General features: G+C 67.2%; 20 protein-coding genes and 3 pseudogenes. 13 read left to right on the plus strand and 10 right to left on the minus strand.

Annotation, left to right across the window (positions count from 1 at the left end; translation table 11 throughout):
• Nucleotides 1-47: 47 nt before the first annotated feature.
• The 4 genes from OG395_RS57090 to OG395_RS57105 are packed head-to-tail and all read left to right on the plus strand — an operon-like array spanning nucleotide 48 to nucleotide 1,725.
• Nucleotides 48-353, plus strand: a complete 306-nt coding sequence (locus tag OG395_RS57090; protein ID WP_327250037.1) for a transposase — start codon at nucleotides 48-50, stop codon at nucleotides 351-353.
• The gene (locus OG395_RS57095) at nucleotides 350-1,048 is read left to right on the plus strand and encodes an IS3 family transposase (RefSeq protein ID WP_327250038.1); all 699 of its coding nucleotides are present in this window, start codon (nucleotides 350-352) and stop codon (nucleotides 1,046-1,048) included. The genes OG395_RS57090 and OG395_RS57095 overlap by 4 nt, the downstream gene beginning before the upstream one ends.
• Nucleotides 1,035-1,259, plus strand: coding sequence for an IS3 family transposase (locus tag OG395_RS57100; RefSeq protein WP_327250039.1), 225 nt, complete (start codon nucleotides 1,035-1,037; stop codon nucleotides 1,257-1,259). Before OG395_RS57095 ends, OG395_RS57100 begins: the two co-directional genes overlap by 14 nt.
• A 43-nt stretch (nucleotides 1,260-1,302) precedes the next feature.
• Nucleotides 1,303-1,725 carry a hypothetical protein gene (locus OG395_RS57105; protein WP_327250040.1) on the plus strand — a complete coding sequence of 141 codons (423 nt, stop codon included), beginning with the start codon at nucleotides 1,303-1,305 and terminating at the stop codon, nucleotides 1,723-1,725.
• Nucleotides 1,726-1,923: 198 nt separating this feature from the next.
• On the opposite strand, the gene OG395_RS57110 is transcribed toward OG395_RS57105, so the two are convergent.
• Together OG395_RS57110 and OG395_RS57115 are read right to left on the minus strand one after the other, a co-directional pair.
• Entirely contained in the window at nucleotides 1,924-2,547 is a 624-nt protein-coding gene (locus OG395_RS57110) for a hypothetical protein (RefSeq protein ID WP_327250041.1), read from the minus strand.
• 349 nt (nucleotides 2,548-2,896) lie between these two features.
• Complete coding sequence (locus tag OG395_RS57115) at nucleotides 2,897-4,135, minus strand: IS256 family transposase (protein ID WP_327250042.1); 1,239 nt, start codon at nucleotides 4,133-4,135, stop codon at nucleotides 2,897-2,899.
• A gap of 1,136 nt (nucleotides 4,136-5,271) precedes the next feature.
• Here OG395_RS57115 and OG395_RS57120 point away from each other — a divergent pair.
• Nucleotides 5,272-6,066, plus strand: a complete 795-nt coding sequence (locus tag OG395_RS57120) for an IS5 family transposase (RefSeq protein ID WP_327250043.1) — start codon at nucleotides 5,272-5,274, stop codon at nucleotides 6,064-6,066.
• Here the strand turns inward: OG395_RS57120 and OG395_RS57125 are convergent.
• Nucleotides 6,014-6,547: a hypothetical protein gene (locus OG395_RS57125; protein WP_327250044.1), complete on the minus strand. Its 534-nt coding sequence runs from the start codon at nucleotides 6,545-6,547 to the stop codon at nucleotides 6,014-6,016. The two genes, OG395_RS57120 and OG395_RS57125, sit on opposite strands and share 53 nt — an antisense overlap.
• A 153-nt stretch (nucleotides 6,548-6,700) precedes the next feature.
• On the opposite strand from OG395_RS57125, the pseudogene OG395_RS59055 reads away from it, so the two are divergent.
• From OG395_RS59055 to tpg, 3 genes and pseudogenes are all read left to right on the plus strand, one after another.
• Nucleotides 6,701-6,835: pseudogene (locus tag OG395_RS59055) on the plus strand (DUF6924 domain-containing protein); the annotation flags it as partial.
• A gap of 43 nt (nucleotides 6,836-6,878) precedes the next feature.
• Nucleotides 6,879-7,006 (plus strand): annotated as a pseudogene (locus OG395_RS59060) (IS256 family transposase); the annotation flags it as partial.
• 167 nt (nucleotides 7,007-7,173) lie between these two features.
• Nucleotides 7,174-7,713, plus strand: coding sequence for a telomere-protecting terminal protein Tpg (gene tpg, locus OG395_RS57130; RefSeq protein ID WP_327250045.1), 540 nt, complete (start codon nucleotides 7,174-7,176; stop codon nucleotides 7,711-7,713).
• Between the two features lie 37 nt (nucleotides 7,714-7,750).
• Here the strand turns inward: tpg and OG395_RS59065 are convergent, their stop codons facing one another.
• Nucleotides 7,751-7,990, minus strand: a complete 240-nt coding sequence (locus OG395_RS59065) for a hypothetical protein (protein WP_442818830.1) — start codon at nucleotides 7,988-7,990, stop codon at nucleotides 7,751-7,753.
• A 145-nt stretch (nucleotides 7,991-8,135) separates the two neighbouring features.
• Nucleotides 8,136-9,329: an aminotransferase class V-fold PLP-dependent enzyme gene (locus tag OG395_RS57140; RefSeq protein WP_442818831.1), complete on the minus strand. Its 1,194-nt coding sequence runs from the start codon at nucleotides 9,327-9,329 to the stop codon at nucleotides 8,136-8,138.
• 106 nt (nucleotides 9,330-9,435) lie between these two features.
• Here OG395_RS57140 and OG395_RS57145 point away from each other — a divergent pair, with 106 nt between their 5' ends.
• A complete protein-coding gene (locus tag OG395_RS57145) occupies nucleotides 9,436-10,329 on the plus strand; it encodes a LysR family transcriptional regulator (protein ID WP_442818846.1) in 894 nt (297 codons plus the stop codon).
• A 967-nt stretch (nucleotides 10,330-11,296) separates the two neighbouring features.
• Here the strand turns inward: OG395_RS57145 and ltrA are convergent.
• Entirely contained in the window at nucleotides 11,297-12,715 is a 1,419-nt protein-coding gene (gene ltrA / locus OG395_RS57150) for a group II intron reverse transcriptase/maturase (RefSeq protein WP_327250047.1), read from the minus strand.
• Between the two features lie 956 nt (nucleotides 12,716-13,671).
• On the minus strand, nucleotides 13,672-14,790 hold the full coding sequence (locus OG395_RS57155; RefSeq protein WP_327250048.1) for a terpene synthase family protein: 1,119 nt from the start codon (nucleotides 14,788-14,790) through the stop codon (nucleotides 13,672-13,674).
• Nucleotides 14,791-15,076: 286 nt separating this feature from the next.
• On the opposite strand from OG395_RS57155, the pseudogene OG395_RS57160 reads away from it, so the two are divergent.
• A pseudogene (locus OG395_RS57160) lies at nucleotides 15,077-15,406 on the plus strand (hypothetical protein); the annotation flags it as partial.
• Here the strand turns inward: OG395_RS57160 and OG395_RS57165 are convergent.
• The 3 genes from OG395_RS57165 to OG395_RS57175 all read right to left on the minus strand — a co-directional run bounded on the left by OG395_RS57165 (nucleotide 15,407) and on the right by OG395_RS57175 (nucleotide 18,664).
• Nucleotides 15,407-16,765 carry a cytochrome P450 gene (locus OG395_RS57165; protein ID WP_327250049.1) on the minus strand — a complete coding sequence of 453 codons (1,359 nt, stop codon included), beginning with the start codon at nucleotides 16,763-16,765 and terminating at the stop codon, nucleotides 15,407-15,409.
• 96 nt (nucleotides 16,766-16,861) lie between these two features.
• Nucleotides 16,862-17,353: a terpene synthase family protein gene (locus OG395_RS57170; RefSeq protein WP_327250050.1), complete on the minus strand. Its 492-nt coding sequence runs from the start codon at nucleotides 17,351-17,353 to the stop codon at nucleotides 16,862-16,864.
• A gap of 309 nt (nucleotides 17,354-17,662) precedes the next feature.
• A complete protein-coding gene (locus OG395_RS57175; RefSeq protein WP_327250051.1) occupies nucleotides 17,663-18,664 on the minus strand; it encodes a polyprenyl synthetase family protein in 1,002 nt (333 codons plus the stop codon).
• A 470-nt stretch (nucleotides 18,665-19,134) separates the two neighbouring features.
• Here OG395_RS57175 and OG395_RS57180 point away from each other — a divergent pair, with 470 nt between their 5' ends.
• From OG395_RS57180 to OG395_RS57190, 3 genes are all read left to right on the plus strand, one after another.
• Entirely contained in the window at nucleotides 19,135-19,674 is a 540-nt protein-coding gene (locus tag OG395_RS57180) for a PucR family transcriptional regulator ligand-binding domain-containing protein (RefSeq protein WP_327250052.1), read from the plus strand.
• Nucleotides 19,675-20,009: 335 nt separating this feature from the next.
• On the plus strand, nucleotides 20,010-20,429 hold the full coding sequence (locus OG395_RS57185; protein WP_327249937.1) for a hypothetical protein: 420 nt from the start codon (nucleotides 20,010-20,012) through the stop codon (nucleotides 20,427-20,429).
• 23 nt (nucleotides 20,430-20,452) lie between these two features.
• Nucleotides 20,453-21,949, plus strand: coding sequence for an ISKra4 family transposase (locus OG395_RS57190; protein ID WP_442818841.1), 1,497 nt, complete (start codon nucleotides 20,453-20,455; stop codon nucleotides 21,947-21,949).
• Nucleotides 21,950-21,957: the final 8 nt, after the last annotated feature.

Here is a 21,957-nt window from a genome sequence, read left to right on the forward strand (position 1 = left end):
GGCCACCTGGAGACTGGGACGTGAGGTTCCAGAGGAAGTAGTGCCAGGTGGGAAGCAAGAGCTACCGCAGTAGGCGGTATACGGAGGAGTTCAAGCGCGACGCGGTCGCGCTGGTCCGGTCTTCCGGCAAGACCGTCACCGAGGTGGCCCGGGAGATCGGGGTCAGCGCCGAGGGACTGCGGAACTGGGTCAAGCAGGACACGATCGACCGCGGGCAGGGGGCGCCGGGCGAGCTGACGAGCGCGGAGCGGGAAGAGCTGCGTCGGCTGCGGCGGCAGAACCGTGAGCAGGCCGAGACGATCGAGATGCTGCGCAAAGCGGCGGTCTTCTTCGCGAAGGAGAGCGATCGATGAGCGAGGTGTACGCGTTCATCGAGGCGGAGAAGACCACCCACGGAGTCGCTCTGTTGTGCCGGCTGCTGAAGGTGGCCCGGTCCTCCTTCTACGCCTGGTTGGCCGGCGAGCAGGCCCGCGCCGCCCGCCGGGCCGCCGACGACGCCCTGGCCCACGAGATCACCGTGTTGCACATCGCCTCCCGGTGCACCTATGGGGTGCCGCGTATTCATGCCGAGCTGCGCAGGCTGGACCGGCGGGTCAACCGCAAGCGAGTGGAGCGGATCATGCGTGAGCGCGGCATCGCCGGGGTCACGCGGCGCAAGCGCCGGTCGCTGACCCGTCCGGCGAAGAGGGCGGTGCCCGCCGCGGACCTGATCGGCCGCGACTTCACGGCCGGCGCCCCGGGCCGGAAACTGGTCGGTGACATCACCTACATCCCCACCGACGAGGGCCGGCTGTATCTGGCGACCTGGCTGGACCTGGCCACCCGCGAGATCGTCGGCTACTCGATGGCCGATCACCACCGCGCCTCTCTGGTTGTCGACGCGCTGGCGATGGCCGCCGGACGTGGCCGGCTCCAGCCCAGTTGCATCGCACATTCCGATCGTGGATCGGAGTACACCTCTGACGAACTCCGCCGGGAAATACGCAGGTTGGGACTGCGGCAGAGCATGGGACGAACCGGCTCGTGCTATGACAATGCCGCCGCCTGACAATGCCGCCGCCGAGAGTTTCTTCGCACTGCTCAAAGAGGAGATCGGCACCCGCCACTGGCCCGACCGGACCACTGCCCGCGCGGAGATCTTCACCTTCATCGAGACCTCCTACAACCGCAGACGACTGCGGAAGCATCCGGCCTGGGGATACCTCACCCCGCTGGAGATCCGACAGCGACACGAGCAAGAACACGCCCTCGCAGCGTAAGCAACGAGTGTCCAGCATCACGGGGAAAGTTCAGAGACGTGTGGTGGCTGTGCTCGGGGACATCCGGCAAGCAGAAGACTTCGCGGCCCAACTGGCGGTGCACATGATCGAGGCTGAGATCGTCGTACCACCGCTGAAGGCCGTGAGCTATGAGCACAACCAGCCGGTGATCCGGTGCCAGCGCGCGAGGGATCCCATGCCCGCCGACCTCGACGCCGTCGTACTTCCCGGCTCCGCTTACACCACGTTGAATCTGGTTAACGTCTTCTCACCCCTGCTGGGACAGCACACAGACCGCGCCGCGCAGACGGCGATCGTCGTTCCTGAGGCCATCGCCCCCGACGCCGACACACGCTGTTGCACCCTCTGCCATCATGCGCTGTACCGCAGCGGCACTGTGGGCCCACGCCCCCCGACCTCCGTTGAATCACGCGCTGCTTCGCCCGCTTCCAGCGGCTTGTCTTGACGCGGTGCGGCAAGAGTGGGCAACCCCCGTGGAAATGCATCCCGGGGCGGACCGCAATAGACTCTTTTCAACTTGAAGGGGCACTCGCCACATTATGGCCATTGCCCCTCTCTTCTTGCCCGCATACAGCTGCAGCGGGCTTTCAGCCTCGGGCGTGCACGCGCGACGAGCGCAGGAGATGCGCGCTGCTGCGGATGGTCAGCTGGCCACTGCCTCCTGCTGAGGCTCGGCCGCAGCAGGCTCCGAAGCGGCCGTCGCGGTGTAGAAGACGGACGAGCCCTGCTTGGTGCGCTGAGCCTGGCTCTTGGCGACCAGCCCTTCGAGGGTGGTACGCACAACGGTGGTCTTGACGCCGCGGTCAGGGTGGGCCTGCGTGAGCGCGGCGGAGATCTCGGTCGCGGACCGCGGCTCGCTCTGCTGCTCCAGGTGGCCGCGGATCAGGTTGACGAGGGTCGGCTTGGTGTCTGTCTTGGGTGCCTTCGCGGACGAGGTCTTGGCGGCGCTCTTCTTGGATGCCGTCGCCTTTGCACTCGTGGCGGCCGCCTTCTTCGGCTTGCTCTGCCGGGGTTCGGCGGTAGCCTGGCGCGGTACGGTCGGCGCGGCCGTGGTGTCTGCCTCGCCGGCTGCGTTCGCGCCGCCGAGTGCCTCCCGCATGCTCACCAGCACGGAGTGGTCGTGATGCAGGGCACCCAACTGCTCCTGCAACGCCTCGATTTCCGCATTGATACGTTCCTGCTCCTTGACGTTGCGCTCAAGGTCGCCCGTCACCTGGGCGATGTACTGCGACGTCAGTCCTGTGGCGTGGGCCTGAATTTCAGACATGTCATGGGCCTTTCTGCAGCTCGCGGATATGACGGTTGAAAGCACAGACCCGGTCCGCGAGCGGGCGGAGACGGGTGCCCCGTCTGCGCTGGGGCACCCGCAGGACACAACTGCCGCAATGTGCAGCAGTATCTAGAGATACTACCCATGAGTAGGGCCGGATGTGCCAGTCGAGTGAAGTCTCACGCTTCCCTTCAAGGTGAGGAACCAGCAGATGCGGGGCACATAACGACGAGACTGACCGAGGCGTTGTCACCGCTGAACCACTGTGCGACCCACCTGGGCCTGCTCGGGAGGGTCACGTCCGGTGGCGTGGTGTAACGACGGCCACGGTGATCCACTGTGAAAGCTAGGCGGTGAGGGCTGCCGGGTCCGTTGTCTCGGTGGCGTTTCCTTCGATCAGGTGAAGGCGGCAGCGGCCAAGGATTTCGGGTCCCATGTAGCGGCGCTGTTCGGCCCATTCGTCGCTCTGCTCGGCCAGGACGGCGCCGATCAGGCGGATGATGGCGCCTCGGTCGGGGAAGATGCCGACGACGTCGGTCCGGCGCCTGATCTCCTTGTTCAGGCGTTCCTGGGGGTTGTTGGACCAGATCTGCTTCCACACTTCGTGAGGAAAAGCAGCGAAGGCCAGGAGGCCTTCGCGGGCGGCTTCGAGATGCTCGGCGGCCTTGGGGTACTTCTCGTCCAGGCCGGCGATGGCGGCGGCCATCTGCTTGCGGACGGCGGCTGCGTCGGGCTGTTCGAAGACGGTCCGCAGCAGGGTCGCCACCCATGGTTGGGCGGATTTGGGGACCTGGGAGAGCAGGTTGCGGGCGTAATGGGTGCGGCAGCGCTGCCAGGCGGTGCCGGGCAGGGCGGCTCCGATGGCGCTGACGAGGCCGACGTGGGCGTCGGAGACGACCAGCTCGACGCCGGTCAGGCCGCGGGTGGTCAGGGAGCGCAGGAACGCCAGCCAGCCGGCGCCGTCCTCGCTGGAGGCGACGTCGATGCCGAGGACCTCGCGTTTGCCCTCGTTGTTGACGCCGACCGCGACCAGGCAGTGGACGTTGACGACGCGGCCTCCTTCTCGGACTTTCTGGGTCAGGGCGTCGACCCACACGAAGGTGTAGGGGCCGGCGTCCAATGGCCGGTTGCGGAACTCGGCGACCCGGGCGTCGAGGACCTTGGCCATCTCGCTGACCTGGGACTTGCTCAGCTGGGTGATGCCGAGAGTGGCGGCGAGTTTCTCCACCCGGCGGGTACTGACGCCGAGCAGGTAGCAGGTGGCGACCACGGAGATCAGGGCCTGCTCGGAGCGGCGCCGGCGCTCGAGCAGCCAGTCGGGGAAGTAGGAGCCGGTACGGATCTTCGGGATGGCCAGGTCGACGGTTCCGACCCGAGTGTCCCAGGATCGATTGCGGTAGCCGTTGCGGGAGTTGACGCGTTCCTCGCTCGGCATTCCGTAGGCGGCTCCGCAGGCGTTGTCGACGTCGGCGGACATCATGGCCTCGGCGAAGGTCTTCACCATCTGCCGCAGTAGATCCGGACTCGCCGAGGCGAGGTTCTCCTCCAGCAGCGCGGTAAAGGGCAGACTGTCGGGTGCGGTCATCGTGCTGTTCTCCTACAAGAGCTTGGTCGTTCTCGAAGGATCAGCCGGTGGCCGTCTTACGTTCAGGCTTCTCACTCAACTACGGGATCAAACCCCCGATTTAGGTGGAAACCTGTACACCACTTCCCTGGACGCAACCCTCGGGAGACAGGGCCCGGGGAACCAGAACCGAGAACCTCCAGAGTGCGGCAGGTAATGCCGCCGCCTGCCGCTGAAAATTTGCCAAGTCGACCTTGGCGCAGGTAGCGCGGATGATATGGTCGAACCCTGCTCTGAGCAGCGGCGCGGGGCACTCTTGATAACCTCTGCTCGGACTTGAAGGGGCACTCGCCATATTGTGGCCACTGCCCCTCTCTTTCTTTTACCCGCACACCAATTCTGTGCGGGTTTGCGTATTCCATATCCATCCGGCGACGCGGTCAGCGATCACGCCAGACCTTCTGCTGCCCCGACGCGAGGCGTCAGTACGCCAGTGGGCGTCTGCCATCGGCACAGGGAGCTTCGTCAGCGTTCGCCCGCCACCCGCTGACCATCAGCCCGCCAAGACGCCGGGCGCGACGGACATCCCGGAGAGGTCCTGGACATCCGCTACGAGTGCTCGGTCGAATTTGTGACTCACCAGGCCAGGCCGCAATGCGCGGATCCGGCCGGTTGCCACGTTCACGCGGCGAGCGCGGGAATAGCGACGAAGCGGTCGAGGGCGCTGCGGACGGTGTTGACGCTGCCGGTGCTGTCGTTCGCGGCCGAGTCTGCTGTGGCAGCGCCGCGAATGGCAGAGTCCCCGAGCGAAGGCCGTGTCAGGGCTCCGTGAGACAGTCGGCCCCCTAATCGTGGTCTGGGGGAGGGGCACATGCGCGTGCTGCCTGAGAAGCCGTATCTCAACCGATCATGGAACGTGCGGGTCGAACAGGTTTCCCGCCGGGGTGATCTTCTCGTTGTACGCGCATGAAGACAGGGCCTCTCGGTAGCTCGGGGATGCGAATCTGACCGAGCAGTACCGGGAGGCCCTGGTGTCGTTGTTGTACGCGTCCGAACCCGTTCACTTCAACTCGGCTGCTCCATCGTGTGATTGCCTCGCGCACGTGTACGGCAACGCCGCCGACCATCCGGACCGGGAACGCCGGTATCCCTCCGACATGACAGACGCGGAATGGGCGGCCATCCGGCCTTTGCTGCCGGTGCCAGCCTGGCTCCAGGGCCGGGGCGGGCAGCCCGAGGGCTACTGCCACCGCCAGCTGCTGGACGCGATCCGCTACCTGGTCGCGGGCGGGATCTCCTGGCGGGCGATGCCCGCGGACTTCCCTGACTGGGGCCGGGTCTACGCCTTCTTCCGCCGCTGGCGCGAGCATGGGCTGATCGACGAGTTCCACGACCGGCTGCGCGGACGGGTCCGTGAGCGAGAGGGCCGTGAGGCGGAGCCGACGGCCGGGATCATCGATGCGCAGTCGGTGAAGGCCGCGGCCTCGGTGCCGTCCGTCTCACGCGGCTGGGACGGCGGGAAGAAGGTGGGCGGCCGCAAGCGGCACATCGTGACCGACTGCCTCGGCCTGCTCCTGGTCGTCGCGGTGACCGCCGCGAACGTCGGGGACCGGGATGCCGCGCTGGGCCTGCTGCAGCGGCTGCGGCGCCTGCACCGCGACATCACCCTCGTCTGGGCAGACGGCGGTTACACCGGCGGCCTCGTTGACCGGTGCCGGCAGAAACTCGCGCTCACCCTTCAGATCGTCAAACGCACCGACGACATGGAGGGGTTCGTGGTGCTGCCGAGACGCTGGGTGGTAGAGCGCACGTTCGCGTGGCTGATGCATTCACGCCGGCTGGCCCGGGACTACGAGACGTTGCCGGCCAGCAGCGAGGCGATGATCCGGTGGTCGATGGTCACGCGGATGGGGCGGTGTCTGGCGCGGCCACGGGCCGCCGGCCGGCGCTGAACATCCCCGACGTCTCCTGCACGAGCCACCCGCGCTCCGCCAGCCGCCTGGCCTTCGAGCGCACCCCTTCGACCTTCGCCGACGTCGTCTCAAGGCCCAGCTCCACCGTGATCTCCTTGGCCTTCATCGGTCCTTGGCCCGCCAGTTGCCGCTCGTCGAACACGTCCAGGATCCGCTGGTAGTCCGGCGCCAGCACCGTCAGCGGCAATCCTTCGCGCCAAGGCGGCACGATCGAGCCCGGCACCGGCGCGGGCGAGGGCACGGTTTTCTGCTCCGCCTCGGTTCCGGTCACGGCGGTGGTCTCGGCAGCCGAGGCTGCCAGGGCCTCGACCAGCTCTTCCCGCGCGATCACCCGCCGGTCCAGCTCGATCTCGGCGGCCTCCAACACCCCAGCCAACCGGGCGACTTCCTCCCGCAGCCCTTCCACCCGCACACGGGCCGCCGTCTCCCGCTCCTCCAGCATCCCCAGCACCGACGCCATCGCGCACCCCTCGCTCACTGAGCGGAAACAAGACGCAGGATGCCTCCCTCATTCCGAGCCGGACCATGCCTGACCAGCAGAAATCAAGCGATCATGTTCGGTTGAGATACGGCTTCTGAGATTGTCGGACGTGATGAATTTGCTGCCCTGATCATCAGGACCGACTACAACGCCGCATGGCAGGCGGTGGCGACGGCTCTGACGCAGTCATGGGGTGAGAACGGCGAGCACGAGGCCCACGTCCACCTCATCGACGATCCGGCCTGGGCCGACGCCACGCCCGATGAGGTCCCTTACCACCGTGAGACGGGACGAGAACCTGAGCGTGGTGTCGAGAAAGTCCCCGAAGATCAGCGAGGTGCTGCCGCTGCTTTACCTGCACGGCCTGTCGGCGGGTCGCTTCATGCCGCGCTGAAGCAGTCCCTCGGCTCTTCGGCCGGCGTCTCGCTACGATCTCTTGGTTTGGTGTCAGTGGTGGTGAGAGTCAGTGGTCGGGGTCGTGGTTGTCCACAGGCGCGCCATGGCTTCCTGGTCGGCATGAGCGATCACGAGTAGCAGCCGCCCCGCGCCGCGGCAAGGTCCTGGAGGCCCTCGCGCGGGCGGAGCGGGAGGTGTTCACCCGGCCCGTGCCGAAATCCGCAAAGGCTCAGGTGAAAATCCTTCTCACGCGTACGAAGGACTCGGCGCGGAACCTGGCGGACCGCCTGGGCGTCTCGATCCGGACGGTGGAGCGCTACCGCGCCGGGAAGCTGACGAAGCCGCAGAAGCGTCTCCAGGCCGCGCTGGTGGAGGCAACCGAATCGGAGTGGCAACCGCAGGTCAGGGAACAGGCGCGAGAGCAGGCAGCCATCTCCGCCAGCATGATGGTGCACGTCGTCGCCTACTTCGGATTTACCGCCCGCGGGTCCTCCGTCGACGGCTGCGAGCGCCACGTCACAACCGCAATCTCACGCACCTACGCCGCCCAGATACCCCAGCCCCAGGAGGCCGATGCGACGGAGCAGGAGCTGCATCCGATCGTCGCTCAGGCCATCACCGAGTCCCATTTCACGGACTGGGGCACCCGATGCCAGGGGCTGGCTGCGGATTTCACGCACGTCCAGTCAGCCGGGCCCCGCCAGCTACTGCACCGAGAATCCCGAGCTGGGAGTTCTCATCCGACCTGAAACCCGGGCGGTGCTTTGCCTCGCCTGGTCATGTGCCTCACCTGTCGGTGATCTCGGAGAACCAGGCAGTGTCCGCCGGGCCCGGCGCTTCGGAGCTGGGCGCGGGCAGCCAGCGGACCTCGCCCGTGTGCAGGGCGACCGTGGCCCGTGGCCGCATCGGCCCGTGGCCCCTGCGTGAGAGCAGGACGAGCTCCCAGACCGTCGCCGTCATGGCGTCGAGCCGGGTGGCGCAGGCGGTGGTGACTCGCCGCGGATCCCGGGTCCGGCCCAGGGACATGTGTGGGGTGAAGTTCTTGGCGGGCCCACAACAGCGCGGGAACCGCTGCTGCAGTGCGCGGTACAGGTGCGCCCGCGGCGCCTTGCCGGCCGCAGCAGCCAGACTCCCTTGCCCGCTTCTGCCGACGGATCTCCGGCGCAGGACATCAGCGGGTCGCAGCGAGTTCGGTGAGGACCCCGACGGCGCGGTCGATTTCGGCTTCGGTGTTGTAGTAGTGCGGCGAGAGCCGTACCAGCGGGTGGACGTCCCGGTCCTCGGTGTCGAACTGGGTCTCTGCCGGGTTGGTGGTGCTGACGTTGATGCCGTGCCCGGCGAGGGCGGCCGCGACATCGGCCGTGGCCATGTTGTCGATCTTGCAGGTGACGATCGCGCACCGTTGCCGGCCGAGGTCGTAGGTGGTGATGCCGGGCACGGCGTCCAGCCGGTCGCGCAGGTAGGCGCCGAGGGCGAGGGCGCGTCGGCCGATCTCGTCCATGCCGAGATCCAGGGCCTGCTGGACGGCGGCGCTCAGACCCAGGACGTTGGCGTAGCTGACCTCCCATGTCTCGAAACGCTGCGCGCCGTCGTGCCAGGTGAAGCTGCGCTTGCCGTCCCAGGTGGCCGCTGCTATCTCGGTCACGTGCGGCTCGAGGTGTGCCAGTGCCTCGGGCCGGACCCACAGGAAGCCCGTGCCGCGCGGGCCGCGCAGGAACTTGCGGCCGGTGGCGCTGAGCATGTCGCAGCCGAGCTCGGCGACGTCCACGGGGAACTGGCCGACGGACTGGGTGGCGTCGAGGAGGAAGGGAACGCCGGCGGCGCGGGTGATGCGTCCGATCTCGGCGGCCGGGTTGACCAGGCCTCCGCTGGTGGGGACGTGGGCGATGCCCACCAGCTTGGTGCGGTCGTCGATCAAGTTCGCCAGGGCGGCGGTGTCGAGCTGGCCGGACTCGTCGTTGGGGACGACGACAACCTCGGCTCCGGTGCGCTGGGCTATCTGCAGGTAGGCCAGGACGCTGCTGCCGTACTCTGCCCGGCCTGTGAGGATGCGGTCGCCCGGCTTGAACGTCATGGAGTAGAACGCGGCATTCCAGGCGTGGGTGGAGTTGTCGAACAGCGCGATCTCGTCCGCCTGCCCACCCACCAGTCGGGCGATGCGCCCGTAGGTGGCATCGATGCGGTCCCGTTCCTGGCCCGCGGCCTCGTAGCCGCCGATCGCGGCCTCCAACTCCAGATGGGAGGTCACGGCCTTGAGAGCCTGCCGCGACAGTAGGCCCGCGCCCGCATTGTTGAGGTGAATCCGGTTCGCGGTGCCCGGGGTGTCCTGGCGGAGCGCCTCGATGTCCATGCCCTGTATTCCCATCTGTGCGGTGCTTCTCTGCCTTTACAGTCCCAAAGCACCTCCCTTCAGTAAAGTGAATGTTTCAGGAGTAGACAGGTCACAGAATCCGATGAATGGAGTGAGGGACGTGTACAACCTGCGCCGCCTTGCGGTGCTGCGGGAGCTGAAGTACCGCGGCACGCTGGCTGCTGTCGCCTCGGCCATGTCCTACAGCCCCTCGTCTGTCTCCCAGCAACTGATGCTGCTGGAGTCTGAAGTCGGCGCTCCGCTGCTGGAGCGGGAAGGCCGGGGGGTCCGGCTGACACCGCAGGCGGAGATCCTCGTCGCCCGCACGGAGATGGCGCTGCGGGAACTGGAGCGCGCCGAGGTGGAGATCGTGGCCTCGTTGCGGGAGGTGTCCGGGACGATCAGGGTGGCGGCCTTCCAGACCGCGATGCTCGCACTGATGCCCGTCGCGCTGACCTGGCTGCGGGAGAACCATCCCCGGATAAGGGTGGAGGCCACCCAGGCCGAGCCCGACACCTCGCTGCCAGGTCTGCTCACCCGGGACTTCGACCTCGTGATCGACGAGACGTTCGCCGGGCACGCGCGGCCGGCCCGCGCCTCCGAGTTCGAGCACCACCTGCTGTGCGAGGACGCCATGCGGCTGACAACCCCCGCACCTGTGGCGTCGCTCGTTGATCTGGCCGAGCACCCCTGGGTGATGGAACCCGCCGGCACGCCCGCCCGGGCATGGGCGACGGCCATCTGTCACGCCGCCGGGTTCGAGCCGGACGTCGCTTACGTGTCCGCGGACATGCTGGTCCACGCACGGCTGGTCGAGCAGGGCCACGCGGTGGCCTTCCTGCCCGACATGCTGTGGTTCGACCGCGCCCCCGACCTCATCCTCGACGGCTCCGCGGGCCACACGCGCACCGTTCTCGCGACCGTACGCGCCGGAGCCGGGGAGCACCCCCTGATCCAGACCTTCCTCACCGCGATCCGCCACGCGCTCGGCGAACTGCCCGCCCGCACCGGGTAACCGCCGCATGACCCCGACGCTTTCACCCCAGTCCCTCCGGCGGATCTGTGCTCCCTCCCCCGCCCAGGGCACGGCGAACCGCCGGATCCGAACCAGCCTTTTGGTTCGGCCGTGGGACTTGTGGGCTCGCATGTTGAGGCGTCGCGTATTCCTGCCAGGATCACCCCTGCGGTCACCCTGAGCGATGGCCGATGGCTCTTGCTCTATGACCACACTCTGGCGTGCTCTCCTGGAGTCGCTTATCATCCGCCTTTCGGACCCGGACACCGGTCCGGTATCCGGCGAGTTGGCCGGGACTGCGGCGGAGGCCGCCGCTCGTGCTGTCCCGGTTTCCTCTGGCCTTTCGGCCTGCCGGCCTTCGCTTCTTGAGCCGTCCTGTCCCGCCGGAGACATCAGCCTTCCTCACGGTCGGCCCACCGCCAGCCCTGTCCGGGCGACGGCCTCCGTCGGGGTTTCCACGTTCCGCGTGTGCGAGATGCGACCGGATTGGGCGCCCTCTATATCCCGGGGCGGCGGTGTCCTCCCGGGCGGCATGCAGATCCGCCCGGCGCCTGCCGCGTTTCAGCGGCCCGCCCTGCACCCTGCTGTCGCGTCCCACCGGCAGGGCTTTTCCTCACGAGACGTCATCGAGGGTTCACGGGTGTTCGCCCGCCCGGTCTTTCCCTTGCCTGTTGCCACCGGGTGGAACGGCGGCGCTTGGGCTTCTCCCCGGAGCTTCGCACCCCGCCGTTACCAGCGACGCACGTCCAGGTGGGAACGGATCATCGGACACGGACCCGGGACTACCCTGACGTCGGCGACATCGCCGACCCCCTTTCCAAGAGCATCCACTCAACACAGTGAGGTCGGCTCGGAGCGCCCTTCCAGCGTCACCGCTGGTGGGTTTCTCCGAGCCGCCTCCCGAACCCGCCGTGCCTATTACTAGGCAACGGGCTCTCCACAAGCCCCGTGAGTTCGTGATGAGATCTCATCCCGCGCTCGGCCATGGTGTTGGGATGCGGTAACCCCGGTAGTAGTAGCGCTTGGTGCGCACTTTGGCGGGGTCGAACATCCCGGTATCACCGTCAGCCGGCCAGATGCCGTAGCGTCGGCGTAGCTGTTTCCACGGCGTCCGCCGATGCTTGCGCCTTTCCCACCTGATGACCTCCTTCCACAGATAAGACCGCAGGTAGTTGAAGGTCGCTTTCGAGCATCCGTGTTTGAAGTACGCGGTCCATCCCCGCAGCACCCGGTTGAGCTGATGCAGTAGGTCGGAGAGCGTCAGATTCGTGTTCCGCCGACAAATTGTCTTCACCTTGGCCATGACGGCAGCCAGTGCCTTCTTGGCCGGATAGACATAGACGTACTGTTTGCCGGTGCCTCGCTTCTGGTGACGCTGGATGCGCCAGCCGAGGAAGTCCAGCCCCTCGTCGATATGGGTAATCAGGGTCTTCTCTGGCGACAGGCGTAGGCCCATCGTGGACAAGACCCCTGCGATCTCTTCCCGCAGGGCTTCCGCGTGTGCCGCGGTGCCTGCCACGAGCAGGCACCAGTCGTCCGCGTACCGCACAAGGCGGTAGTTGGGCAGACCTTGACGACGTCGTTTGGCCCTTCCATACGGGCTGGCTGCGGGACCGCCCGGCCCTTGGGCGACGTACTCATCCAGGACCGAGAGAGCCACATTGCTCAACAACGGGGAGAGAATTGACCCTTGCGGAGTTCCAGCGTTGATACCCGCAAGCGTGCCGTCCTCATCGAGGATGCCCGCTTTCAGGAATGCCTTCACCAGGGCCAGGACGCGTTTGTCTCCAACTCGATTCCTCACCCGGTCCATAAGGGCGGAGTGCGAGATCTCATCGAAGCAGGCTTTGATGTCACCTTCCACGATCCACTCGTAAGAGCGGGACGCGAAATGGTGCACCTCGGCCACTGCGTCATGAGCGCGGCGGTTCGGGCGGAACCCATAGGAGCATGGGAGGAACTCTGCCTCGAAAATCGGCTCCAACACCAGTTTCAGAGACGCTTGGACCACCCGGTCACGGATGGTCGCGATCCCCAGGTAACGGACCTTGCCGTTGGGTTTGGGAATAGCGCGCCGTCGCGCCGGGAGAGGCTGGAAGGTACGGGCCTTGAGGTCATCCCGAAGTTCCGAGAGGAACCCTTCCACCCCACGCACGGACTCGATGTAGTGGGCGGTCTGCCCGTCCACTCCGGCCGTGCGCGCGCCCCTGTTGTTCCGCACCCGATACCAGGCGACCAGCAGGAAGCCCGGATCGGCGGCGAGATTGTACAGATCATCGAACCTGCGATGAGGGTCATCACTGGCCCAACGGTGCAGCTTGGTCTGGATCTCCAGTACCCGGCGTTCCGCCTTGAGTAAGGCGTACTCCAGCTCGTCGGTATTCACCAACGTCCTCCTGGCATTCCGGTATCCGTACTGCAGACTTGCTGGCCCCCTTGGCCGTGTACGAGCCCTTCTCTCGCTCTGACTACTACGGGGCCTCCGCCCCATCCCGCCCCTTCGACGGACAACGCATCTATCCCCCGCTCCGGATGGATTCCGGGCTGTAGGAACGACGCGGGATGGTTCCCGTGTTCACTGAAAACCGATTGATCGGCTTGGCATCCAGCTCTGCTCCGGCAGCATCGCCACAGTTACGCCGCAGACCTTCACCGTGGCCTCCCCACTGACATCGCATACCAGCTACGGAGTCGGCCGCTCTATTCGAGCGGCTGTGCGCTGCATCCCGGCCCATATCCGCCAGATTTGAGCCGGTGACACGCTTACGGAGCTTTACCAACGGTTCCTCTCGTATACCGTCCGATCTCGCTTGCCGAACCCAGCCCATCTGGCAGTTCCAGACTGTCTCGGCTTTGTCAGCGCTGCTTTCCGCCCGCCCCAGCGTTTCCTGGTTTGGACTGCGCTCAGCTCCTGCTGGGCTGCTGCGACAGCCCAGCGAGGAGGTCTTGCACCTCCTACGGTTTTCAGCGCCTCACGGCGCACCGCGACCTCGTGTCGCACCTTCACGCAGAAAGTGCCTTCCGCCTGGACCGACAGAACCCCTCGACAAGGTTCATCATCCCAGCTCAGAAGGCACTTTCGCGTTGCCGCGCAGAACCCAGCCCCACGCCAAGTGAAACAGCGAGGTTAGTTGGCAAATGAAGGTGTCGAAATTCCCTGGTCAGAGAGTTGTGGCCGCTTCATAGTTGACTGACGCAAGTCAGCTGGCAAGCAGTCGTCACGGCTGGTGTGACTCCGGCAGTACGCGACCAGCTTGCCCCACGGAACGGCAAGCCGCGGGCTGGTGCTCAACGCGCGCACCGGTGGTCCCGGGATCCGGCGGATGAGGGCGGGGTCGGCTCTCAGGCGGGCAGTCCGGTGATCTCCAGGCATTCGGGGTTGAGGGTGACCATGGCGGGGCGCGTCGGATCCCAGTCGGTGCTGCGCTGGTAGTAGCGGCTGCAGTGGCCCTGGAAGGCGGCGCTGGCGCTGATGAGGTAGTCGAGTTCTGTGAGGTAGGTGGCTGCGTGTGGGATGCGCCCGAGGTCTGAGGCGAGGAGTTCGTCGCGGGCTTTGGTGAACGCACTTTCGTTGAGTTCGATGAGGCGGGCGGTTTCGTTCACGGCTTCCTGGAGGTCCAGTTGATGGGCCGCGCCGATGGCGGCGACGGTGTTCAGTGACCAGTCGCCGTCGCGGATCTCTTTGGCGAGGGAGAGGATGTCGTTGAGCATGAAGAAGCTGTCTGCCCACCGGTTGTGCACTTCGGTGACGCGGGGGTCGGTCAGGAATTCGGGTGGTAGTTCGATATTCAGGACGTACTCGAGGAGCAGCAGGCAGACGTCGGCGTAGATCGGTCCCCTGCGTAGCCGGAGTAGGGTTTGCAGGTCGGGTACGTTGTCCGACTTGCGGATGGCAGTCTCTTCGGTGATGCCTTCCAGCACGTCGTGCATCGCCTGGGTGAGGCGTTGGAGCAGGCCGGTGGGGGCGGTTGCGGTGAAGTCTTGCCAGACGTCGTGCAGGGCCTGGCCGAGGGGGAAGCTGTCCTGGGGCCGGTGACCGCGCAGGATGCGGTTGATCTTCTCGGTCTGGGCTGCCGGTTGTGGGCTGCCCCCGTCTGGTGGCGTGCTGGAGACGTCGTCGTAGATGGTGACCACGTCGATGAAGTTGCAGACGGTCACCAGCCGGGCCGCCTCGCCGTGCGGGTAACACAGGCACATGCCCCAGGGCAGGTTCCACGCGATGTAGGTGTCCATGTCATCGCGGCGGGCTATGGTGCGGCTGTGAGCCGTGTTCTGGGCGAAATGAGCTGCGAGGTGCCGACGGCCCCATTGACGGGACAGTTCCCCGATCGACTGGTGGTCCCGGTGGTGCGCGACGGGAAGCTGGTGCAGGAGCCTGGGCAGGCGGTAGGTCGTACCTTGCCAAAGGTCGGCAGACTGCCACGGACTGGTCTGGGCCTGTTGTGGTGGGTATGCGCTCATTCGCTCCTCGCCCTTCGGAATGGATGCTCTCGATGTCGCTTGGCTATTGGTTGTGAGGTGCCTGGGTGGGGCACGTTTGCGGTGGGAAGCTGTGTCAGGCGACGGCCAGGAGTCCTTCGTATGTGCCGTGGGGACCCTGGTTGGCTGCAAGTCGGCCAGCCGGACCCGCTTCGTGAATTTACTCGTCCTGGCGTTGGCGCGGAACGCTCTGGACAGAGCGAATCCGTGCACGTGTTGAACGCTTGTGCACCCGTTCGAAACCTCCTTTGTGTGCCGCAGCGAACAGCTCGACCGCGGGTACGACAGCACCAAATCACGTGTGCCTATCGGCGAGTTGGGCTTCTCGGCCGAGATCGCCCGCAAGGGCGTGCCCGCCCCGATCCAGGCCGACAAGCGCTGGCTGGTTGAGCGCACGCACTCGTGGATGAGCGACTACGGCAAGCTGCGGCGCTGCACGGAGAGGAGCGGCGATGTCGTGGACTTCCACCTCTACCTCTACCTCGCCACCGCCCTCGTCACGCTCCGCATGCTCATTCGACGCTTGACGAGCGGCTACCGCTGGGACGGCCGCCCCAACACCGATGCCTCAAGTGATCCATTTGCCGGTGGGTCGTAGTCAGGCCGTACGACACGCCGCGCGCGCCTCCACGGTCATCGGCAGGGTCTTCGGGCGGAGGAGGACGTCCGGGACCTCTCGCAGCTTGTAGCCGGGTACCGTGGTCAGCCGCCACTTCCTGACGATGGTGGTTAGCACTATCAGAATCAAGGTGCGGGCGAAGTGGTCCCCGATGCATTTGTGCTTGCCGGCGCCGAAGGTGATGAACGTACGCCGATCCGCCGGAGCGGACAGCCAGCGGTCCGGCTCGAAGCGCTCGGGGTCTGGGTAGTGCCGGGGGTTGTGGTGTACCGCGTCGGGGCTGTAGATGAGCTCCGTCTCTGCCGGGATGTGGACGCCGCCCAACTCCACGTCCACCTTGGTGCGCCGCATGGAGAGCCACGGTGCGTGGAGCCGCAGCGTCTCGTCGACGAAGCGTGCCGCGTACTCCAGCTTCGGGAGGTCGTCGAAAGTGACGGCTCGGTCCCCCAGCACGGTCTCGAGCTCCGCGAGCAGACGCTCCTCGACCTCCGGATGCCGGGTGATCTCATAGAAGAGCCAGGACAGGGTGGTGCTTGTGGTTTCGGTGCCTGCGATGAACAGCGTGATCAGTTCATCGTGGACCTGTGCGTGGGTCATGCCCTCGCCGGTCTCCTCGTCCCGGGCCCGGAGGAGCGTGGACAGCAGGTCACCGTGGTCAACGCCTTGCTCCTCGTACGCTGACATCACCTCGTTGAGGATCTTGCGCGTACGGGCGATGGCCGCGAAGAAGCGGCGGTTGCCGGGCGTCGGCAGACGGTTGATCACATCCGGGACCATGACCCGCCGCATGGCCTCCTTGGTCATGAGGGGAACCGTCTTCTGGACCTCGGCCACCGCGCGATCGCCGAGCTCGGAGGTGAAGAGCGTCTTGGCCGCCACCCGGGCGGTCAGACGGTTCATCTCCTTCTCGAGGGGGAGTACGGCGCCTGGTTGCCAGGTGCCGGTGATCGCCTCGGTTTGACCGCGCATCACCTCTCCGTAGGTGCGCAGCTGCGTCCGGTGGAAGGCCGGGGACATCAAGCGTCGCTGCCGGTGGTGGAATTCGCCCTCGGAGGTGGCAATGCCGTTGCCGATGATGTCGGTGCTCCTTGTGAAAAGGCGCCCTTTTCCGTAGTTGTCGGTTTCCGTCACCAGGACGCGGTGGATCAGGTCGGGCGAGTTCACCACGTAGACCGTTACCGGGCCGAGGTGGAGGGCGACGATGTCGCCGTGGGCCTGTAGCGATCGCAGCGTCGTCACAGGACTGTGCCTGAGAACGGAGGGGATGTGACCGAGGAGCGGGACCCGGCCGGGGGCCGTCGGCACGGCGTGGGTGCTGGAGGAGAGGCTGTTGGTCATGGTTGGGGCCTCGCTGTCGGCGTTGTCGGGAGCGGGTCGTGGAGTAGGCGCTTGGTCCTCACAGGCCGAGGTACGAAGTCAGGGCGTAGGACGTGGTCACTGCGTCACCCCGCCGCTGGGAACGAGGTACTCCGGGCGCCGCCCGGACGTGGCCTGGATGGCGTTTCGCACGGTCGCGAGGGACCAGTCGTAGGTCACACGAGTCTGGTACGTCATGGCTGCGACGTAACGCTCGGCGCTTTCACGCTCGGACGGGTCGCAGGACAGGCGGTCGCAGAAGGCGGGTATCCCCGGCAGCGGGGTGGCGTGCCGAGCGTCGGCCTCGGCGAGAAACGAGCGCAGGAAGCGTCCCCAGCCGTGGCCGGCCCAGGCACGCCACTGTGGGGACATGGGCTCGCGCATCCGGGCCCACAAGTCGGCTGTGGCGGTGGGCAGGGACTCGGTGCCCGCAGGAGCTGCGTGCTCCCTGTCGGTGTCGCTCACTGAAGTGAGCGCCGAGACTGCCGCGGTGGCGAAGGAGGGGTCGTCACCAGCCGGACTGTCGAAGAAGTCGTCGCAGACCGCGGTCCGGGTGATGACATCGGTCATGAGCTCGAGATCGGGACCGTCGATGTCTGGGCAGAAATCGGTTGGCACGTCTTCCAGTCGCATGCCCAGGAAGTAGTCGAAAGCGGCCCCCGCGACTCTACGTCGAGCCCGCTCGACCGAGCTCGGCGTGGGTCGTGGTGGGGCGAACGGGATGTGAAACTCCACGTCGGTAGGCATGCTGTCCACGGTGTCCTTTCCGTCTCGTATCCGACTTTTGCGAGAGAGCGCGGTTGCCGGCCTCGAGGTGGTCGCACGGGCGGGTTCGGGCAGGCGGCCCGCCTCGGCCGTGTGCGTTCGTCCACCTGCCGATCAGTGGTTCCGGTGGCTCATCAGCAGTGCGATTGCGTGGAGTTCGTCGCGCGGCCCTGCGGCCGGGTCGATCGCGGCCAGGGATTCGAGGGCCGTGGCGAGCCGGCGGTCCGCCTCGGCTTCGCACCACTTGCGGCCGCCGGCCTGCTCGATCAGCTCAGCGGCGGTTTCGAGGTCGGCGGAGGTGAGCGGCTCGGGGCTCAGATAGAGCTCGGCCAAGTGGTCGGCCTGTGGGGTTCCGGTGGTCAGGGCGGCCACGACGGGGAGCGATTTTTTGCGTGCTTGGAGGTCGGCGAGGGCTGGTTTGCCGGTGACGGCGGGGTCGCCCCAGATGCCCAGCAGGTCGTCGGTGAGCTGGAAGGCGAGGCCGAGTTGGTAGCCGAAGTCGTGGGCCCGCTGGACGTGTTCGGGCGGCGCTCCGCCAGTGAGCGCGCCGAGGGCGCAGGCGCAGGCGATGAGGGAGCCGGTCTTGCCGGCGGCCATGACCAGGGTCTCGTCGAGGGTGACGGCGGCGTCCGGGCGGTCCGCGAGGGTGATGTCCGCGCTCTGGCCGTCGACGAGCTTAAGGAGCGTGTCGGAGAAGTGCCGCATGGCGGTCAGGACGACGGCGGGCGAGGTCTGGGTGAGGAGGTCGAATGCCAGGACGAGCATGGCGTCGCCAGTGAGGAGCGCGCGGGGGACGCCGAAGGCGGCCCAGGCGCCGAGGCGGTGTCGGCGCAGGGTGTCGCCGTCCATGATGTCGTCGTGGACGAGTGAGAAGTTGTGGACCAACTCGACGGCCGCGGCGGCCGGCACTGCGAGCTCTGCGCTGCCGCCGACGGCCTCCGCCCAGAGCAGCGACAGCGCCGGGCGCACGGCCTTGCCGCCAGCGCGAGACTGCGGCGTGCCGTGCTCGTCCGTCCAGGCGAAGTGGTAGCTGGCTATGCGGCGGACCGGTTCGGGCAAGCGGTCGACCGCGGCACGGAGGGTCGGCTCGATCATGGCGCGGGCACGGCTCGTCATCGCCGGTCGCCGGTGGTCGGCCGCGGGTCTCGGGTGGTCGATTTTCCCCGTCGGACGGTCGGGGCTCGGGCTCCGATAGTCCGTTTCCGGGCTTTTCCGGCCACCGCTCACTGCTTCGCTGGTTCTGGTGCGCACCACTAGTATCGGCCTCCTTGCGTCGTGCGCAGCGGCAGACAGTTTCACCCGAAACAGAGGTACCGAATTGAACAGCCCGCCCCGACCTGGCGGTATGTGCGCGAGCGGCCCGGCGGGTTTTGCTTCTCGGGCATGCGGCGGCGGACCGATCAAGTCATACGTTGCGTGGCTCTCGCGGTGTTCCGTTTCCCGCGCGCTTGGCCGGGATCGTACTCCCGCGCCCCCCATCGGTGCCACCGCCGTATTCGCAAAAGTCGGAACAATGAACTCCGTTCGTTTCCACCTCCGTTGGCTCGTCGATCGCCAGGACCTCTGTCTCACTGTGCTGACCGGCCATGACAACCTCGACCGGCAGGTGGAGTGGGGCGCACAGCATCGCGCTCGCGGACCCCACCTCCTGGCCGAGCGGCGGCGAGCTGCTGGTGACCACCGGCCTGCGGCGGTCCGGGTCGGTCATCAACAGCGGCCCGTACGTCCGGCGGCTGGTCAGGGCCGGCGTCGCGGCCCTCGGTTTCGGGACCGGGCTTACCCACCCACGGGTGCCGCCCGCCCTCACCGAGGCCGCCGCGGAGCATGACCTGCCGCTTCTGGAGGTGCCGCTGCCGAAGCTGTTCGTCGCCGGCAGGGGGAGCTTGCCATGGCGGGTATGGGCAGCCCTACCAGGACCGTGGAACGACAGTGCTGGCGTTATGGACGTAGCCTTCGCGCAGCTGGACGATCACCAGCGAAGCTTGCTCATTCAGCGCTACTTCCATCTCAGCCGCGGTGTGGAGCACGTAGCCGCAGACATGAAGCGCGACCTCCTCCCCCAGGACCGCTTGGCTCTGGCGACCATCCTCCAGCAGGTGTCCGTGCTGATGCTGAAGGACGAGTAGCTGACAGTGGCGCAGTGCGGCCCTGCTCTACCTTTCGACAGGAAGCGGCGGGGCCGCTGTGTCGGTTGTTGAGTCAGCGGTGGAGGATCCAAGCGGCTGCTGCGGATACGCAGAGGGCGCCCGGCAGCCATCCGCTTAGGGTGCAGATCTTGTGAGGGTGCCTCGTTGGGGTGATTCGCAGGGGTTCGGGATGTGCGGGTGTGGGGCGGTCTTTACCGTCGGCGAGGTGAGCCGGCCGTGGGTGCGGGCACCGGGTGAGGCGGGGTGGTGTGGTGCCGTCGTTGATGGCCGCGTTGGATGCCAGAGAGAGTGAATGCCGGGCCAGGGTCTCGGAGTTGCGCAAGCAGATCGCAGAGTTTTCCGAAGCGGTGTCCCAGGCGGAAGCCGAACTGTCCCGGCTGCAGATCACGCGGGAGACGGTGAAGCAGGTGCTGGCCGGTGGTCCGGTGGCCATGCGTGATGCGGCTGGGTCGGCGGCGTCCGGGCCGGTCGATGTTGCCGCGGCACTGCTGGCCGCCGAGGCCGCGGGCGATGTGACGGTGATGTCACCGGACTACCAGCGGATCACCGCGCTGTTCGCGACGTCGGGGTCGGCGTGGCGGTGCAAGGACGTGTGCGTGGAGCTGGGGCTTCAGACCGAGGCCCGTCACGTGGAGGGCATGCGCTCGAAGCTGAAGCGCCTGGTGGAGCGGGGGATCCTGGCTGAGACCGCGCCGGGGCTGTTCAGGGTGGACGGACGGGAGCTGGGCTGGTGAGCGCCGCCCTGGAGACCGGCTCTCTGGCGGTGACCGAGACCGCGTTCGCCGCCTCCCGCGGCCTGTTCGAGCAGGTCGCCACGGAACTGGCCGCGCCGGACGCCGCCGCGTTGACGCATTCAGGGCTGGAGGACCTGCTCGCGGCGCGGATGCGCGAGGTGACCCGGCAGCTGTTCCAGGACCATCTGGATCTGCGCGCGGTGCGCGAGCAGCGGGCCGATCCGGTGGTCGATGAGACCGGTGTTGAGCGCACCCGGATCGAGCGGGGCCGACGCCGGATCCTGGCCACGGTGTTCGGGAAGGTCACCGCGACCCGGATCGCCTACCGGGCCACGGGCTCGGCGGATCTGCACCTGGCCGACGCCGCGCTGAATATGCCGGCCGCGATGCACAGCCACGGGCTGGCCAGGCTCGCCGCGACCGAGTCCGCCCGCGGTTCCTTCGCCGAGGCGGTCGACCGCGTCAACGCGCTGACCGGCGCCGGGATCGGCCACCGGCAGGTCCAGGAACTCGCCGTGGCCGCCGCGGCCGACATCGACGCTTTCTACCAGGCCCTGGTGCCCGAACCGTGCACCGACGCCACGCTGCTGGTCCTGTCCACCGACGGTAAGGGCGTGGTGATAAGGCCCGAGGCGCTGCGCGAGGCCACCGCGAAGGCCGCTGCGACCAAGAGCGGCAACAAGATGGCGACCAGGCTCGCGCCCGGGGAGAAACACGGCCGCAAACGGATGGCCACCCTGGGCACCGTCTACGACGCCGAGCCCGCCGTCCGCGGCGTCGACGACATCATCGCCGACCCCGCCGACCCCGTGAAGGAGCGTCGCCCGGGCCCGAGAGCCAGGTCCAAGTGGCTGTGCGGCTCGGTGAACGACACCGCCGAGCAGGTCATCGCCGCCGTGTTCGACCAGGCCGAAGCCCGCGACCCCGGACACCGCCGGACCTGGGTCGTGCTGGTCGACGGCGCCCGGCACCAGCTCGACGTCATCCGGGCCGAGGCAGCACGCCGGAACGTCACCGTGCACATCGTCATCGACATCATCCACGTGCTCGAATACCTGTGGGGCGCCGCGCACTGCCTGCACCCGGCCGGCGACCGCGCGGCCGAGGCCTGGGTCGCCGGACAGGCCCGTACCATCCTGGCCGGAGGCTCCGAGCAGGCCGCGGCCTCGATCAGCGCCGCCGCCGACGCCGTCGGGCTCAGGCCCGGCTCACGCAAGGGCATCGACGACGCCGTCGGCTACCTGAAGAACAAGGCCGCCTACCTGCGCTACGACACCGCGCTGACCGAAGGCTTCCCGATCGCCACCGGGATCGTCGAGGGGGCGTGCCGCCACCTGGTCAAAGACCGCCTCGACATCACCGGAGCCCGCTGGGGCCTTTCCGGCGCCGAAGCCGTCCTGAAACTCCGGGCCCTGCGCAGCAACGGCGACTTCGACACCTACTGGGCCTGGCACGAGACACAGGAGTTCACGCGCAACCACCAGGCCCGATACCGCGACACGCTCATACCAGCGGCTTGATCGCCAGA

This window comes from Streptomyces sp. NBC_01320, from assembly GCF_035974375.1.
GTDB lineage: Bacteria > Actinomycetota > Actinomycetes > Streptomycetales > Streptomycetaceae > Streptomyces > Streptomyces yanii.